Origin of the sequence: Aureispira anguillae (assembly GCF_026000115.1) — a bacterium.
In the GTDB taxonomy this organism is placed as follows: Bacteria; Bacteroidota; Bacteroidia; order Chitinophagales; family Saprospiraceae; genus Aureispira; species Aureispira anguillae.
This window is the reverse complement of record NZ_AP026867.1, coordinates 1,094,071-1,110,150: the sequence shown is the minus strand read 5'-3', so window position 1 is coordinate 1,110,150 and position 16,080 is coordinate 1,094,071. Positions and strand designations below refer to the sequence as shown.

Annotated in this window: 15 protein-coding genes; 4 read left to right on the top strand and 11 right to left on the bottom strand. The window is 36.1% G+C overall.

Annotated features, from left to right (window positions below):
- Window positions 1-12: 12 nt before the first annotated feature.
- Window positions 13-1,023: a hypothetical protein gene (locus tag AsAng_RS04125; protein ID WP_264791521.1), complete on the bottom strand. Its 1,011-nt coding sequence runs from the start codon at window positions 1,021-1,023 to the stop codon at window positions 13-15.
- A 255-nt stretch (window positions 1,024-1,278) separates the two neighbouring features.
- A complete protein-coding gene (locus AsAng_RS04120) occupies window positions 1,279-1,701 on the bottom strand; it encodes a hypothetical protein (RefSeq protein WP_264791520.1) in 423 nt (140 codons plus the stop codon).
- Between the two features lie 251 nt (window positions 1,702-1,952).
- On the opposite strand from AsAng_RS04120, the gene AsAng_RS04115 reads away from it, so the two are divergent.
- Together AsAng_RS04115 and AsAng_RS04110 are read left to right on the top strand one after the other, a co-directional pair.
- On the top strand, window positions 1,953-2,534 hold the full coding sequence (locus AsAng_RS04115) for an RNA polymerase sigma factor (protein ID WP_264791519.1): 582 nt from the start codon (window positions 1,953-1,955) through the stop codon (window positions 2,532-2,534).
- A gap of 13 nt (window positions 2,535-2,547) precedes the next feature.
- Window positions 2,548-3,312 carry a tetratricopeptide repeat protein gene (locus AsAng_RS04110; RefSeq protein WP_264791518.1) on the top strand — a complete coding sequence of 255 codons (765 nt, stop codon included), beginning with the start codon at window positions 2,548-2,550 and terminating at the stop codon, window positions 3,310-3,312.
- Between the two features lie 88 nt (window positions 3,313-3,400).
- On the opposite strand, the gene AsAng_RS04105 is transcribed toward AsAng_RS04110, so the two are convergent.
- Together AsAng_RS04105 and AsAng_RS04100 are read right to left on the bottom strand one after the other, a co-directional pair.
- Window positions 3,401-3,769, bottom strand: coding sequence for a hypothetical protein (locus AsAng_RS04105; RefSeq protein ID WP_264791517.1), 369 nt, complete (start codon window positions 3,767-3,769; stop codon window positions 3,401-3,403).
- A gap of 103 nt (window positions 3,770-3,872) precedes the next feature.
- Window positions 3,873-5,039, bottom strand: coding sequence for an OmpA family protein (locus AsAng_RS04100; protein WP_264791516.1), 1,167 nt, complete (start codon window positions 5,037-5,039; stop codon window positions 3,873-3,875).
- Window positions 5,040-5,443: 404 nt separating this feature from the next.
- On the opposite strand from AsAng_RS04100, the gene AsAng_RS04095 reads away from it, so the two are divergent.
- Window positions 5,444-6,592 carry an endonuclease/exonuclease/phosphatase family protein gene (locus tag AsAng_RS04095; RefSeq protein WP_264791515.1) on the top strand — a complete coding sequence of 383 codons (1,149 nt, stop codon included), beginning with the start codon at window positions 5,444-5,446 and terminating at the stop codon, window positions 6,590-6,592.
- A gap of 181 nt (window positions 6,593-6,773) precedes the next feature.
- Window positions 6,774-7,328: a DUF6794 domain-containing protein gene (locus tag AsAng_RS04090; RefSeq protein WP_264791514.1), complete on the top strand. Its 555-nt coding sequence runs from the start codon at window positions 6,774-6,776 to the stop codon at window positions 7,326-7,328.
- Window positions 7,329-7,396: 68 nt separating this feature from the next.
- On the opposite strand, the gene AsAng_RS04085 is transcribed toward AsAng_RS04090, so the two are convergent.
- From AsAng_RS04085 to AsAng_RS04055, 7 genes are all read right to left on the bottom strand, one after another.
- The gene (locus tag AsAng_RS04085; protein ID WP_264791513.1) at window positions 7,397-8,056 is read right to left on the bottom strand and encodes an alpha/beta fold hydrolase; all 660 of its coding nucleotides are present in this window, start codon (window positions 8,054-8,056) and stop codon (window positions 7,397-7,399) included.
- 257 nt (window positions 8,057-8,313) lie between these two features.
- Entirely contained in the window at window positions 8,314-9,195 is an 882-nt protein-coding gene (locus AsAng_RS04080; protein ID WP_264791512.1) for a hypothetical protein, read from the bottom strand.
- Window positions 9,196-9,594: 399 nt separating this feature from the next.
- Entirely contained in the window at window positions 9,595-11,184 is a 1,590-nt protein-coding gene (gene bshC / locus AsAng_RS04075) for a bacillithiol biosynthesis cysteine-adding enzyme BshC (RefSeq protein ID WP_264791511.1), read from the bottom strand.
- A gap of 74 nt (window positions 11,185-11,258) precedes the next feature.
- The gene (locus tag AsAng_RS04070) at window positions 11,259-11,813 is read right to left on the bottom strand and encodes a DUF1415 domain-containing protein (RefSeq protein ID WP_264791510.1); all 555 of its coding nucleotides are present in this window, start codon (window positions 11,811-11,813) and stop codon (window positions 11,259-11,261) included.
- A 3-nt stretch (window positions 11,814-11,816) separates the two neighbouring features.
- Complete coding sequence (locus AsAng_RS04065; RefSeq protein ID WP_264791509.1) at window positions 11,817-12,218, bottom strand: hypothetical protein; 402 nt, start codon at window positions 12,216-12,218, stop codon at window positions 11,817-11,819.
- Between the two features lie 69 nt (window positions 12,219-12,287).
- Window positions 12,288-12,461, bottom strand: coding sequence for a hypothetical protein (locus AsAng_RS04060; protein ID WP_264791508.1), 174 nt, complete (start codon window positions 12,459-12,461; stop codon window positions 12,288-12,290).
- A 17-nt stretch (window positions 12,462-12,478) separates the two neighbouring features.
- Window positions 12,479-15,835 carry a VCBS repeat-containing protein gene (locus AsAng_RS04055; protein WP_264791507.1) on the bottom strand — a complete coding sequence of 1,119 codons (3,357 nt, stop codon included), beginning with the start codon at window positions 15,833-15,835 and terminating at the stop codon, window positions 12,479-12,481.
- Window positions 15,836-16,080: the final 245 nt, after the last annotated feature.

The window sequence follows — 16,080 nt, the reverse complement described above, 5'->3', positions numbered from 1 at the left end:
AGCAACAACTGTTTAGTCAGTTAATTTATGAATATACCATTTTGTCTTTTTTTCTAAAAGGCTAGTGGTAATTCCAACACAACTATTTTCTTTTTTATAAAGGTAGTTTTTTTGTCCTTCTTCTGCTCCATTAAGATACAGATGATGAACATTACTGCTATCTTTGGTCGCTTCTAAAAATTGAAGATTCCACTTAGCATTCGCATTTTCACTATTTATATCTACCAAAATAAAAGTACTGTCACTTAGTCCTAAAACATAATTATCATTATCAGGAAGCAATGGTTGTAGATAAAATATAGAATCTCCTCCTTCTTTTACCTTGCGAAGTTTCCATTTTGCACCCTGCATTTTTAGAGAATTAAAAGTACTTACTAATTTAATCGTATCCAATACCATTGTATCTGCTGTCGTGGTCGAATCTAAGATAGCCTCCAAAAAAACTTTTGGATTGGTTTCATCTCTCGATGCGAATACAACAATATCTCCATCCTCTGGAATAAATAGGGGCTCTCCCGACTTTAAATAGGGTATATTGTTAGACTGGAAACTATTATGAGGACAGGAGGCGCTGGATCCAAAGTTAATCGTTGCCGTATCATCCTCTATCGCAAAATTGATGGAACAGTCTATTGTATCGTAAAGAATTAAGGTTGCTCGAATAGAGTCTGGAATATATTCCCCTTCAAAATCAAAACAGGACATAATCGTTACTTTTTCATTGGGCTTCAGCCTTCCAACCACATGATTATAGACCGTATCTGTGTCAAAAACTGCCCCCTCTTTGTTTACAGCATATAAAATTGCAGTGACATCAAATTTATTGACGGCAATGCTGTCTTTATTCCGTAAAGCTGTTTTAAAAGTAGGATCACCTGCTTGAAAGGAAATAATCCGAATTCGGACAGGCTTTTTTTCTGTAGAATCACATTTAGTGCATTTTTTCTGCCCTTGTGCTAAAAAAGGAAGATTCAGTAAGACAAAAATCACCCCCAAAACAGCATGTATATTTATATTTTTCATAATTACTATCGTTATTTTCAGTGTTTAGTAAAATAATTCTTCATGGATTATTAGCCACGTTCTAGGTATCGCCCTTGTTACGAGTGCTATATATCCCTGTTTGTGACGTATTAGATTCGTGAGACCATTAAAATCAATTCGGAGATAAAAGAGCAAACTCTATTTTTTGATTTATAGAATTTGCTCTTAGTATACAGTTAAGTTATTCTGTTTTTACACAGTGTACTTCGTCTGCTACTTTTTATTCAATCTGATTTAGCCAATAACTTGAGCAATCCCAGGGAGCAAAGGTTTGTTTTTGTTCCAAGATCTATCTGCTACCGCTAGATGATAATTGTTATCAACATCTCTCATAATAATCCAAATACATCGTGGCGTATAAGAAGCATTGCTATTGGCAGCAACTAATTCCAAGCTCCAAGAACTAATATTCTCAACGGTCAAAGCTCCTGCTGGCCAATAACCACCTTGTGCATTCCAAGAAAATTGTGTGGCTTGGGCTTTAACCAGTGATTGAACAAGGCCATTAGCACCACTAGCAGCATTATTGGTTTCCAATTTTACAACAGAGTTCGTCGTTGTGATCTGAAGCTCAAGATGGTTGCTATCCTTTATTCCTGAGTTTGTGCCAGTTGCTGTTTGCAAAATCATCCAGATTCCTTTAATATTTGTAGGCATAGTATAAATTGTTTTAATAAAAATGATTTAAAGATCCCCCTAGTAAAAAGCTGTGCACATTGATTAATTAACTCTTTACTAGTGGTTTTGCTTATTGGTTGACAAAGCCCCCAAAAGGTGACCCCAAAATTTTAATTATTTTTCATACAAAATAACAGCTATTCATAATTTAATGATATTCAATAATTTGCATTTTTATTTTTTTTCTCTATTTTCGAGCAACCTATTTAAGCCAAGAAAACAAACAGCTATTGGAGACAAACAATTTGAATACTTCAACAACAGATCATTATCTTAATGGTATTATGGCAGGAGATTCCTTCGTTATACGCCAGTTTTATGCCCAGTATTTTAGTGGAATTGTTTCCTTTGTACTTCGAAACCAAGGGACAGTAGATGACGCAAAGGACCTATTTCAAGATGCAATTATGATCGTTTATCAAAAGGCTAAAGCGCCCGATTTTGAGCTCAAGTATAGTTTGCACACCTATTTTTATGGAATATGCAAAAACCTTTGGCTTCAAAAACTAAAACGACAAAAAGATCTGCGTCCTTTATTGGTAGAGGAGGACATTATTCAAGAAGATCTGAGTATTATTGAAGTGATAGAAGAACGAAATAAACAGCAGCTTTTTTTCAAAAAATTCTCCCTTTTATCAGAAGGGTGTCAAGAAATTTTGAAATTATTTTTTGCTAAAAAAACCATGGAAGAAATTGCCCAAAAATTGGGCTTAGGAAGTGCTGGATATGCAAAAAAACGCAAATACAAATGCCAAAAGAAATTATTAGAATTGGTAAAAGAAGACGTTCTTTATAAAGAGTTGAATCGCTAATTCATTAAATATTATGACGGAAGAACAACAATTTGAACAAATTGAACGCTACCTCAACCAACAACTTACAAAGGAGGAGACAAAAGCGTTTGAGCAATTAATAGCCAAAGATTCAGCTTTGGCGCAAGAAGTGACTTTGCATCAAGAAATGGCTGCTTTTCTATCCGATCAACAGGCCTTTGATTTAGAAAAAAAATTATCTGCTATAGGAGAAGATTTTTCAAAGATGCATCAAAAAAGTGCGACCACTAGCACTCGAAAATGGTATTATTGGCTTGCAGCAGCCAGTTTTTTATTGATTTTAACCTTTGCTTGGTGGTACAATCAAGCCGAAAAAACTAGTCAAGAACTTTTTGCGGCTCACTATCAAACGTATATCTCTGATGAATTAGAGCGATCTACTCCCCACCCTCTTTCTGACCATTTAACAACAGGGATAAATGCCTACATTCAGAAAGATTATAAGGTAGCTATTGAACAATTACAGCAAGCACTTCAGATTGCTAATACTCCAAACAATAGCCATGAGAACATTTTGTTTCATTTAGCCATGAGCAATATAGAACTAAAAAACTATGCACTTGCAAAAGGTTATTTAAATCAGGTTTTAACGCTTAATAAAAGTATTTATGCCCAACAATCCTATTGGTATTTAGCCTTAATTGAATTACAAGAGGGCAATCGCTCCAATAGTAAAATGGCTTTGGAACAATTGTTACGCATTTCAGAAAGGGGAAAATATGCGCTACAAGCAAAACAACTGCTTCAAGAATTATAACCTGTTAAAAAAAACGAGTCACAAAATCAATATTTTGTGACTCGTTTTAGTGTTTAGGGATTCTTACCCTAAAATCTTTTTTTATGGATTAAGCATCTGCCATTTCTTTCAACAAAATATTCAATTCCTTAATCTCTTCTCTATTGTATTTATTAGTAGGATTGGTTAGCAAACCTAAGTAGTATTCAAAACTTGAATTTTCTTCGTCCAATTCAATTTCTTCTGTTTCCCAATAAGGCAAGTTATCTAAGTTACCATGATTGGTAATATGTTCATACGCCAAACGAATAGATTTGACAATAGTAGGTTGCTCTAGTTCTTTGAACAATTCTCTCACTGCCTTCATCTGCTCAATCATTGCTGCAGTAACTTCTTTTTCTGTTTGGTAAGCAGCTTTTAATTCTTTGACTTGTTCCTTAATTGAGTTTAGTACGTTTTTATCAACCGTCTTTTTCATATTTATTTTAGTATCTTGCTATATCGATTAAAGATCGAAATTTTAATATCATCAATACATAGTATTCAGAAAAACTATGTTCTTCTTTGGTAACAAATGTACGCTATTTTTTTGTAATCCTAAATTGAATACGCTCATTTTTTTGGCGTCCTTCTACAGTTTTGTTCAAAGCAATTGGGCGAGATTGCCCATAGCCTCTAAAAGTTAACCGTTCTTTTTTAATCCCCGAAGACAATAAATAATTGTAAACAGCTTCGGCTCTTTTTTTGGATAAAATTTGATTTTTTTGAGGGTCGCCCTTATCATCTGTATGCCCCGAAATCTCAATATGGTAATTGGGATTGAGCCGCAGTGTACCGACCAAATCATTGATAGCAGCTTGTGCACCGCTCAACATGAGTGACTTTCCTCGTTCAAAATCAAGGTTTTTCATAATCACAACCTGTCCTAGATAATATTCTTTTTTCTGAACTTTCACATCCAAAACAATGCGCTCTTCGCCCCTTGTTCGGATCAAATCAAAAGAACCACAATCACAACTAAAATTAGTACTAGCATTGGTTACACAAACATCATCTACATAATAATAGGCAAAATCTACATGCGGATTTTTGAACGTATCATTTTCTATTGCTCCCGAAACTTTAGTTTTTCGATCGTCGTCAAAATTACCGATTACAATATAACGCTCTCCTCCCTGTGCTTTGTATTGGCAAGAAATTTCTACCCATTTTCTATCGTCTAAGGGGGAACGATCCTCTTGAAGCATATAAGTCATTCTATTGTCACTAATCGCAAACTCATGATTTTGGTTCGTTCTAATCTTGGAAGCCGTCATTCCCAAGGCTCCAACAGCACGGTTAGACGATTGAGAAAGAAACACATGTGCTTTTACACAGTAAGTATTGCCAAACAACAAGGGTTGTTTTAATTCTAACTGAATATACTCCCTAAAATTGCGTTTTATATAACGACTCGCATAAGCATAAATTCCTGTATAAGCATGCCCTGATCGAGCATTGCAGTACCCCATTTTATTATAAGGAATATCCACATTTTTGCCTCCTGCCCTTCTATGAAAATAATCGGGACTAGCCTCTGTAGGAGAAGACCAATAATCAATTGTTTCTATATTTCCCAAGTCTGAGGGCACCTTCCTATACTGCTCAAAGCTAGGGTTTTTAACCATATTTTGCAACACCTGCGCATAGCTCATTGTAGAGAATAACAAGGCTATAAAAATAAAAAGTAGGGATTGTATTTTATTCATAGTTTTAGACTTACCAGAGTTTAGATACCTAAAGGGGTTGGGAGTATCTGTTTTTAATAATAGTTCACAAAAATTAAGATGGCTTAAATTTACAATCATTAGTTTTGCTTCGTTACTTAAGTACAGGGTATAAAAAGGGCGCTGTTCTTATTAATTTCATTCTAAATTTAGAGAACATCTAATATTTAAGATGTATTTTTGTACTACTACTTGTTCATTCCATACCATGAAGTTATTACACACATATTGATCAACAACTTCTATAAGTAGCAACAAAATTAATCATTTTAAATAGTCCCTCCAAATATCTTTTATGGAAGTAGAATTATTGGAGTAACCTTTTCAAAATGATTAATTGGTTATTTTTAAACAACTTCCTTTACAAGATTTATTCGTTTTATTCAATGAAGATTCTAAAAAAGCTCCTTAAGTGGTCAATAGTTGCCCTAGCTCTATTTTTATGTTATGTTATTGGTTGTCTTTTGCATGGAACTGCTACAGATTTTCAACCCGAAGAGAAAATAGCATTGCCCATAAAAGACAATACCCAAGCTTCAATTATCACCAAGAACCGACTCACATTTCTCAATTGGAACGTAGGCTACGGTGGTTTAGGAGCCAAGTCCAATTTCTTTTATGACGATGGCAATCCCTTCTTTTTTTCGAATGGAAAAATGGTTCGTTCTCCCAAATCTTATGTAGAAGAAAACATTGCAGGAATTAGTGCCTTTATTGCTGCTCATCCTGCTGATTTTGTCTTATTGCAAGAAGTAGATTACCAGTCCAAGCGCAGTTATTTTATCAATCAACACGAGCAATACCTAGCACAATTGCCCAATTACAATGCTCATTTTGCGGTCAACTACAAAGTCCAACGTGTCGTTATTCCCGTTTGTGAACCTTGGCAAGTAATGGGGAAAATGGAAAGTGGCTTAAGTAGTTATGCTAAATATCAAGCGCACAAAAGTACCCGTTATCAATTTCCTGGCTCTTATGGATGGCCCGATTATATCTTCCACCTTGATCGCTGCCTATCTGTACAACGTTACCAAACAGCTCATCCCGATGGCAAAGAGTTGATTGTTGTTAATACGCATAATTCTGCCTACGATGGAGGAACGCTAAAAAATGATGAAATGGCTTATTTCAAGCAACTAGTCTTAGCAGAATACAACAAAGGTAATTATGTTGTGGTTGGTGGCGACTGGAATCAAACCCCTCCTAAACTCCCTTTTGATGCAGCGAGCAAAGCCGTTGGCATTCCCACCGATTCTACCTATAACCCTGCTAATATAGCTCCTGATTTTATGCCTGAGGGCTGGCAATGGGCTTTTGATCCTACTGTTCCGACCAATAGACAGGTTATTGATATTCTAGAATATGGCAAAACAGCAGTCTCCTTAGTCGATTTTTATTTGGTTTCTCCCAATATAAGCATCAAAAAGGTAGAGGGGAAAAATTTAAAATTCGCTTATTCAGATCATAATCCTATCTTATTAGAAATAGAACTTCAAGGATTAGACAGTCTCAACAACAGCACCAACGAGCTATAAAACACTGATTGTAAAGAAGCTAAACAACCAATGGCTTAGTTTTTTTTATTTTTATCTCAAAAACCCGTAACATTGGTACAGGATTCGTATTAATAAGACAACAACCTAAAAATAAAACTGGTTGGTCTTATATTCAATCTAAAGTTGCTTTAAGCAATTTTCTAACAAAAAACAACCGCATATGATTCGCATACTCATTATTTCACTGATTTGTTGTATTGGAATTGGAGCCATTGCACAAGAAGCGCCTAAAAAGGATGCTGATAAAGTAATTATCAAAACACAAAAAAAACGTGGCGATATTGTCAATGATAGCATTTATCAAAATCGTATCTTAGAATCAGAATTGGATGGTATGTACATTCCTAGAGATTTGTACGATGCCTTTGCTCAATTGGACAAATTGATGGATGAAGATGCTAAAAAAACGTTTATGGCTTATGCTGATGATGAAGTAGATCGCAAAACACATGGTTCTTTGGGAACTTGGTTGGAGCACAAGTGGTCTTTAAGCGAGGGATCTAGACTATCAGAGTATTTTAGAAAAATGAAGGTTCCTCATTATGATTATATGATTGGCATCATCATTACCTCCTATCATCGCCATTTGCATGGTAAAGATCTAAAAGTAAAAGAGCAAGTGCTATTTTTCCGAAAGATATGGAACAAAAAACAAAAAGCAAAAGCAGATGCTTTGATTCAACGTGGAGAAATTAAAACGCCTGCTGGTGGCTAGTTGGTTTCGCTTCTTGATAAGGTTGGAATGTGCCAATTTGAGGATTATTAATGCTCAAATTGGCACATTTATTTTTCCAACAATACCTTTTGCAGTGCCTTACTCACTAAATCGGCTTGCTCCAAGACCATAAAATGTCCACCATTTGGAATTATTACCATTTCTGAATCTTCAATCAAAGGTAATATTCGGTCTTTTGTTCCATGAATCTGAATTAAATTGGGCAAAACAACTTCGCTTTTCCAACCTAAAATAGCATCTATAGCCCATCTAAAGAAATGCTCATCTGTGTTAAACAACACCTCTTTAAGCAAGAGTTGATGAGGTTTAGCCTTGACTCCAAAGAAATAATAACTAAAAAAATTAGCCTGCCGAAAAATAAAAAAAGGAAGTAATTGAGGAATCTTACATTTCCCAATCGTTTTGTATATACGAGGAATTGCCTTAGCAGTGGCGGCACTTGAAAGTAGAATTGTTTTGCAATTAGGAATTAATTGGCTCAACTCTACGGCTAACATTCCTCCAAAAGAAAGCCCAACCAACACCACCTCTTGATTAAGGTCAACTTGCTCCAATAGTTTTGCAGCATAAGAAGACAAGCTGTCCTCTAATTCGGGCTTGACCCAATTGATATAAACCATCTGTACCCTTGGCAAATCCAATTGAGCGAAAACACGTTCATCTGCTCCCAGCCCACTAATAAAGTAGACTATTTTATTGTTATTCATCTGTTGATCTACTAAGATCTAAATTTAAAGCTCAATTTTTATTTATTTATAACTTAAAAGTAAGAGTTTTTGAGCTCTATTCATTAGTTTCATGAGCTACAAGTTTAAAAAACAGATAAAATGAACCCAATAAACAAGGAAATAATAGATTATATAAAAAAAACAAACTATAACTATTCGATAAAACGCATTGATCCGCTAGCCCACTAATAAAGTAGACTATTTTATTGTTATTCATCTGTTGATGCTATAACCTACTAATTTTTTTTATGAGCCTTGTCGCCATTAACGGTCCAACCACTGCCCTTTGTATCCTCAAAAAGGCGCAATAAATTAGCACCATGAGCAGGGTCATTGTCCCAACGGTCTTTATTTTCGATTGTCGTTCGAACGACATCGTACAACGCCTGCTGCAAGTGTCGAACAACCGTTTCATCAATTTGGGCCGCACGTTTTCCACTAATAGGATTGTGCATCCGCCAATTATAATAAGAAACATTACTCGCCAATCGTCTTAGTTCATCCTCTTTGCGCATGGTCATTTTGGATTCCCCTTTCCAAGCCAATTCCGTTGGGTTTTCCATGCAATTACTCAATGCTTGTGCGGCATCTGCTATAATTGCCCCTTGCTCGGCCTGTGCCCCAAAAGGGCGTTCATAATTCTTGCTCACATAAGCCAACATCGCCCGATATACACGAGTAATTTTAATATTTTCGGGATCGGTCCAAGGTGCTTTATTTTCTTTGTCTCTTAAATATTCTTTCCAAATAAAGAAAATAGTTTCCGCCTCTTTACTAGACTGTGCACCAATACTTTCCAAATCAGACTCTGCACTTGAGAACTTATTGGACTTAATCGCTTTGCTAATTTTTTTGAGCTTATTAGCATAATCTGTTCCTAATTTTTGGCACAGCTCAATCGCATAAACATTCATTTCTTCTACCACCTCCTTGTAATCATCTTTGGTAAAAGCCTCAGGATCTTCTCTACTGGTAGGAGTTGTATTTAGTCCCATAAGACGTACTCCGCCCAACATAGCCGTAACCGTCTTCTCGTATTCTGCTTTTATTTGAGATTCAGATTTGCTTGGTGTTGCTAAAGGATAATTGCCATTAAAGCGTTGTTTTTGTGCTTTCAAATTGGTAACCATTATCATGCATACAATACCAAAAAAAATGCTGCAATATTTTTTTGAGCCTATCATCATATTCCCTTAAGAATTATTAGATTAATGTCTATTTTTTTCTTGTTCTTTGACAAATCGTGAGGAAATTTTAACTAACGGTTCTAATTACACCATTTGGGTATTAGATTTTAGTAATCTAAGAACAAGGTAGCCTAGGTTCTTATATCCCCAAATAGAATAATTTCACCTTACCCTATATTAGTAGCACACAATTTATCAAAGAACCTTTCTTCTTTAAGATTTCTTAGCTGAGTGATAAGCTTATTCCTTAGCACTCAATTCTTAACTACTAAGAAAACTGTGCCATAAATAACGCTAATTATTTTGAGTATTGCCAAATAGAAGAACTGATTAGTCCTCAATTACTACAAATTTTTTGTCTAAAACATTCAAATTAGCCTTTAAGGTATCCAAAAACAGATCGCCATAACGACTATAAAAAGCCAAAAAATTATCATGTCGCTCTTGCAAACCATTTTTTGGGAATAAATTATCTTTTAGCTTTTGGATTTGCTGCATACTCGTTTCATTTTTTTTCTTTTCTGCTCGCACCAAACGCTGTTCTAGTTTTTCGATTGCCTTTTGCATTTGCACTTGCTGTCCTAGCACTCCTTTTTCTAAGGCAACATCTATGCGCATGGTCTTTGCCATAATTTGCTCAAACACCTGATTGAGCGCTTTTTTCTCCGTTTCCAAAGACAACTCTTCGGTGGTATTTTCTAAAATGTATTGCTTTAATAATTGGTGAGTATCTCCAAAAATTTGGTCTACCTGAATATTTAATTTTCCCATTAATTTAGTCATTCCTCTGGGAATCCATAGAACAGAGCAACGTCGAATAAGCATTGGAAAAGGAATTTGGTAATGCTCAAATTGTGCTTTTCGCTCTAACCAATAGGCAATTTCTCCCCCTCCTCCAATGTAGGCAAGATTAGGAAAAATTGTTTCTTGAAACATCGGACGTAAAATAACATTGGGGCTAAAATTTTGAGGATTTTTTTCTAGCTCCTCCAATATTTCTGCTTCAGAGTAGGCTAAATTAGTATCTAATACCTTATAAAGCCCTTCTTCTTTTACAATTCTATTGCGTTTATTGGGCAGCAAATAAAATAAATTAATGGCCCTAGCATGTGCTTGTTGTTTGTATCCTGCTGCGACTAATTCTCTAGCAGTTTGTTCTACAATGTCTTTGGAAGTATGATGAAGTAACTCATCTTTAAAGATAGGAATCATTTGCCGCTTGAACGCAGCCGTATTTGCATTAGCAATCACTAAACCATAACGGCTAAAAATCCAATTGACAAAATGTTTTACCGCCTCTCCATAATTCTCTGCCGCTGTATAATATTTCTCCAATTGTTCGGATAAAATCTTAGCATGCTCTCCTGTCCCCAAGATTTCTTGGACTAGCTCTAAAACGGGGCGCAAAGAAGTTATCTCATATTTTCCTACAGAACCACCTTGCTCATCTTCCCAAGTCAATCGTTTTCCAAATAGATTTAGATGGTTAACCTCTTCAAAGTCATGATCCTCTCCTCCTGTCCAAAAAATAGGAACAAATTGCTGTTCAGGATAAGTAGTTTCCAATTTTTCAACCAAATTAATGGTACTCAAAATTTTATAAATTAAATACAACGGTCCTGTAAATAAATTGGGCTGATGAGCGGTTATAATGGTATAACAATTTGAAGCTCGAAGTTTTTGGATATTGTTCAATGTTGCTTCACTAGCCGCTACTCCCTTATATTGTTGTTCTAGCTCTTGGACTAGAATCGCTCTTTTGTCTTTCTCAAATGTTTTTTGTTCAATAACCTTTGCAAATTGCTCTATCTTAACCTCATGTTGATAAAAAGGACGAAGCCTAGCATCTCCTAGCGTATAGGCCTTATCGGTATCAGAAAACTGAGGAATATCTTTAAAATCGAACGTTGTTATTTTCATTAATCGTAATTTTATTGGTGCAAATCTATTGAGTAAATAGTAAGACAACAACCGCAAATCAATTTTGTTTTACGCTAAAGCTGATAACAGTCTAATAATATTTTTTGTAGTACCTTTTTTCCCTTTTCTCTAGCAAAAGCTATATTTCGATCAGGAATAGATTCAGGGTTATCATAATGCTCCAAGGCTCGTTCTATACTTGCTTCTCGAATTAAATGCAAGGTTGGATAAGGGGAACGATTGGTAAAATTAGAGGCATCGTCTTGTTCTACGTCTGCAAAACAGTATTCAGGATGAAAACTTGCCAACTGATACGTCCCTTCGTATCCCAATTGCTGCAAAAAGGATTGTCCCATATCAACCAAGTCTAGGTATTCCTCAAAATCGCCAAACAATTTGGGGTAAATAATCAATGTCGTTTCTATGGTTTCGTCTGCATCCATACGCTTTAATTCTTCTACAAATTCTAACATAACAAACTCCATAGATGAGGACGTAGAAACTAGGTATCGAATGCTATTTCTTAATACTTCTCGTTTGGCAAAAGGACAAAAATTAAAACCAACCACAATTCGTTCTACCCAATTTTTGGTTTGTTGTATGATTTCGGGTACCGTGTAATTTGACATAGACTATGCTTCTATAAATTTAAAATATGCTCTCAATAGAATAAATAGCAAAAATAAGATAGATAATAGAATAAACGCTTGATTCTTGCCCTTATCTTTTTCGGTAAGTTGTATTTCTTCATTTTTGGGTATCGCTTCCCGTTCTTCATAATAGGCTTCCATAATAACATCAACCAAAGTATGCTCATTTTCTGCTACATAAACAATCGTGTCTATATTTCCCAATTGTGTAGCTGCCATAGGAACAATCCCTGTGTCGTTCATTGATCCCATTACTTTTTTTAGCTCAAAATAAACACCATTCTCCTCTAGTAAGGCAATAACATCCGCTAGCTCCTCATTACGAAGCTTAAGGTAAGGCAACAGTTCATTTTCAGCTTCATAATCGTCTAAAATAGTCTCCATAGTCTGTTTTTTTTGCAATGATCTATTGACGTTTAGCAATAGACAAATAAAATCAATATTAAACTTGCACTAAAAGAAATGGGCACAACTCATATAAATGGGTAAATCTATTCCTCTGAAATGCTGTAATGCATTCGGATAATCCACGCCACTAAGACTTAAATTCATTCCCAATTCCATACAGCACCAAAACCCAATAATTGCAAGCAACAAGCCCCAATTTATGCTATCATTTTCCATCATCTTCATATTTTTTATATTTAAGGTAAAAAATAAGCCTCCATTTTCTCGCCGTACTTGCTTATTAAAGCAACGGTTTTTCCCGTATTCAACCGAATCAATTGGATTGCTCTAGTTTCTCCACTCCAAGAAACGCCTGATTCTTGTACAGATAACGACTTTAGTTGCCCATTTTTGTTGACAAGTACCGTTCCTAGCCCTGCATCATAAGCCGCTGTTTCTACCTCTGTATCTTTTAAATTACCAACGGTCAAAAGATCTTTTGTACCATCTTTATCCCAATCAAACAAAGCCATACTTCTCACCAAAGACATTTGGCTTTCCATGGGGAGCGGTGCTGTTTTTTTGAATTGTTGTTGTTCGTTAAAAAACAAGGTGTGCTTAAATTCTTTTACTTCATAAACCAAGGAGCTATCTATATTTTTCATTCCTAGAATATCCCCTATTTCGGCTGCCGCAAATTGCCCATAAGTAGGGTATTTTTCAGCGATGAAAGGCATCTGTTGAGAACTGCATTCTCGACCTCGAACAGGAACTTCTTTGCCTTCATAATTAACACTCAAGTAAATGTCTTCCGTTCCATTTCGATCAAAATCTCTAAAATATACCTTCATCGGTCGATGAACAGAAGGGTGAAATTTATTATTAGCCCCCAAATTCCCTGCAACAATATCTAAATCGCCATCTTGATCGGCATCATATTCGATCAGAGATTGCCACCAGCCCAATTTTAGGGGATCACCAATTTTTGCAGTTACATTCTGAAAATGACCATTTTCTTGCTGATAAAAACCAACGGGCATCCATTCCCCACAAATAACAAGATCTAGTTTTCCATCTTTATTAAAATCCGTGCTTAAAACATCCGTAATCAAACCAGCATATTCCAATTGAGGGGCAACAGTCACTATTTTATCTTCAAAATTGCCATTCCCGTCATTGACTAAAAAATAAGACCTGGGAGATTTGGGGTAACGCCCTGCTACATTTCGGCCTCCTACAAACAAATCCAAATCACCATCGGCATCAAAATCAAAAGCTTCTATTGCCTTGGTACTAGTGGTTAAAGTAGGAAAGGATAATTGGCGTTTAAAATCTCCCTTGTTATTAATATACAACCGATCTTGTAACAACGCTTCTTTTCCCACTACTTCCCCACCGCCACCACTCGCAACATACAAGTCCAAGTCCTGATCGCCATCGGCATCAAACAGCAAGCATCCCAAATCTTTAAATGCTTTGTCCTTAGTAAAAGCTGCCACAGATTGAGCCGAAAAAGTTCCTGCTGCTGTCTGGAGATACAATTGTCCTGCTTGATTGAGATTTCCTCCAATGTAAAAATCTTCTCGTCCATCTCCATTGACATCCCCTACAGCAATCTCAGTTCCCAAAGTAGACATTTTGTGTGGCAATAAAATTTCTTTCTTAAAATCATCAAATTGATTATCAGCATAAGCAAAATCAAGCCCCAAGGACTTGGCCCTGTTGGTTCGGTGCGCTCGCTGAGGCAAATTGGTCGCCTTGTCCTTGGCATCTTCCCAATAAATCGTTAATTTTTGGTTGACCTCAATAGAGCTTAATTTTTGCTGCTTTCCATTTTGCCACTTAACCACCAAACTATCCAAGTTATTCAAATCACCCAAACCAAAATGGATTAAGGGCTCTACAGCCGATTGAAAGCCTCTACTCAGCGTCAATTCTTGATAAAAAATTGTTTCTCCCTTAAACCCTAAGACCTTGGCATTCAACAAAGCTGCAAAATTATTGGTTTTAGATTTTAGCTCTACTTGCAAGTAACTTTTTCCCTTTGTCTTATTTTGAATAATGGAAGCAGGGGCATCAATGTTGTTGGTCACTAAATCCAAATCGCCATCTTGATCCAAATCAGCATAAACCGCCCCATTTGACAAAGAAGGAATAGACTGAATCCATTGATCTCTCTTATCTTCAAAATGGAGTTGCCCCGTATTTTTTAGGTAGTGATTTTTGGCTTTGTAGCTCGGAATTTGTTGAATCCAATGCATTCGTTCAGCAGCAGGAATAGGCTTTCCTTGTAGTTCTACTTTTCGGTTTCTTAATTTAACTCGAAAATCATTGTCTAAGGAGTTTTGCTTATAGCCATTAGAAATGATTAAATCCTTAAGCCCATCGTTATCAAAATCAGCGAACAAAGGCGCCCAACTCCACTCTGTTTTTGCCGTTCCTGCCATATTAGCAATTTCTGAAAACTGCCCATTTCCACGATTTAATTGCAATTCATTGAACATATATTGTGGTACATAACCATAATATTCCGTCATTTTTTTAAAATAGGCAGGCTGCATGGATGCCATGGAAGTTTTTGCAGTAACATGATCCTTTGCCGCCATATCTACAGCAATAATATCAGGAAAGCCATCGTTGTTAAAATCATTCACATCACAACCCATTGAGAAATAAGCAACGTGTTTCATTTGTCCTTTAATCTCATCTGAAAAGGTTCCATCCCGTTGGTTGATCCACAAAACATTAGGCTGTGTATAATCATTAGACACATACAAGTCTGTCCAACCATCATTATTAAGATCAGCAGCAACAACTCCCAAACCATAATCATACCGCAACATCTCCAACTCAGCCGTGACATCAATAAATTTTCCACCTTCATTTTTGTACAAGTGAGAAGAATTGGCTTGCAATAAAGCAGGATTAGCAGCAATTCGCTTTTGAGCATTTTCAAAGGTCGTTCTCCTGTTAAAATCCGAAAAATGATTGTTGACATACAAATCCAAATCACCATCTTTGTCATAATCAAAAAACGTAGCTCCAGTAGAATAAGCCCCATCGTTAATACCATAAGCTTTGGCTTCTTCTACAAAAGTCATGTCTCCTTGATTAATAAACAGTAGATTCTCTGGTTGGGTATAAATATCCTTGATACCTGAACGGCAAATATAAATATCTAACCAACCATCGTTATTGACATCCGCCAAGGTTACCCCTGTATGCCAAGAAGGTTTGCCATCCGCATTTTTGAGATTGATGCCTGATTTTTGGCTTACCGCTTCAAATTTTAATCCCCCTTGATTTAAATAAATCTCATTCTCAACCTGATTCCCCGTAAACACCAAATCTGGCAAGCCATCATTGTTTAAATCGCCAACTGCCACACCACCTCCATTAAATAAATAATCCCAAGAAAGGATATTAATATCTTCTGTTTGGGTGATGGTGTTCTGAAAGTCAACCCCTGTCTGCGCTGGGCTAAGTCTTTGAAAAAGGTAATCTTTGAGCTTTTCGTGGCTGCTATTGGTTTCGTTTAATAATTCCCGAACATCTTTTTGATCGTTGGTACAAGCACAGAGTAATAAAAGGCACAGTAGGTTCACGTATTTCATACATTGTAGTTTTGAGGGGGCACTTTTATAAAAGAATTGAAATCCATTCTTGTTTTCAACCGTTTAATATCGCCCTCTTTTACCCTGCCTAATGCTATTTTTAGCTCAGTTGTCACTAGATGTTAGAACGAGCATCTAGCTTTCTCACCCTACGATTATACCTTGATTGATTAAGTAACGAAACAGGATTGGTTATGCGTAGTTACTTAAAATGGATAACATTTAGATTTGTAAGTTCTTAAAGA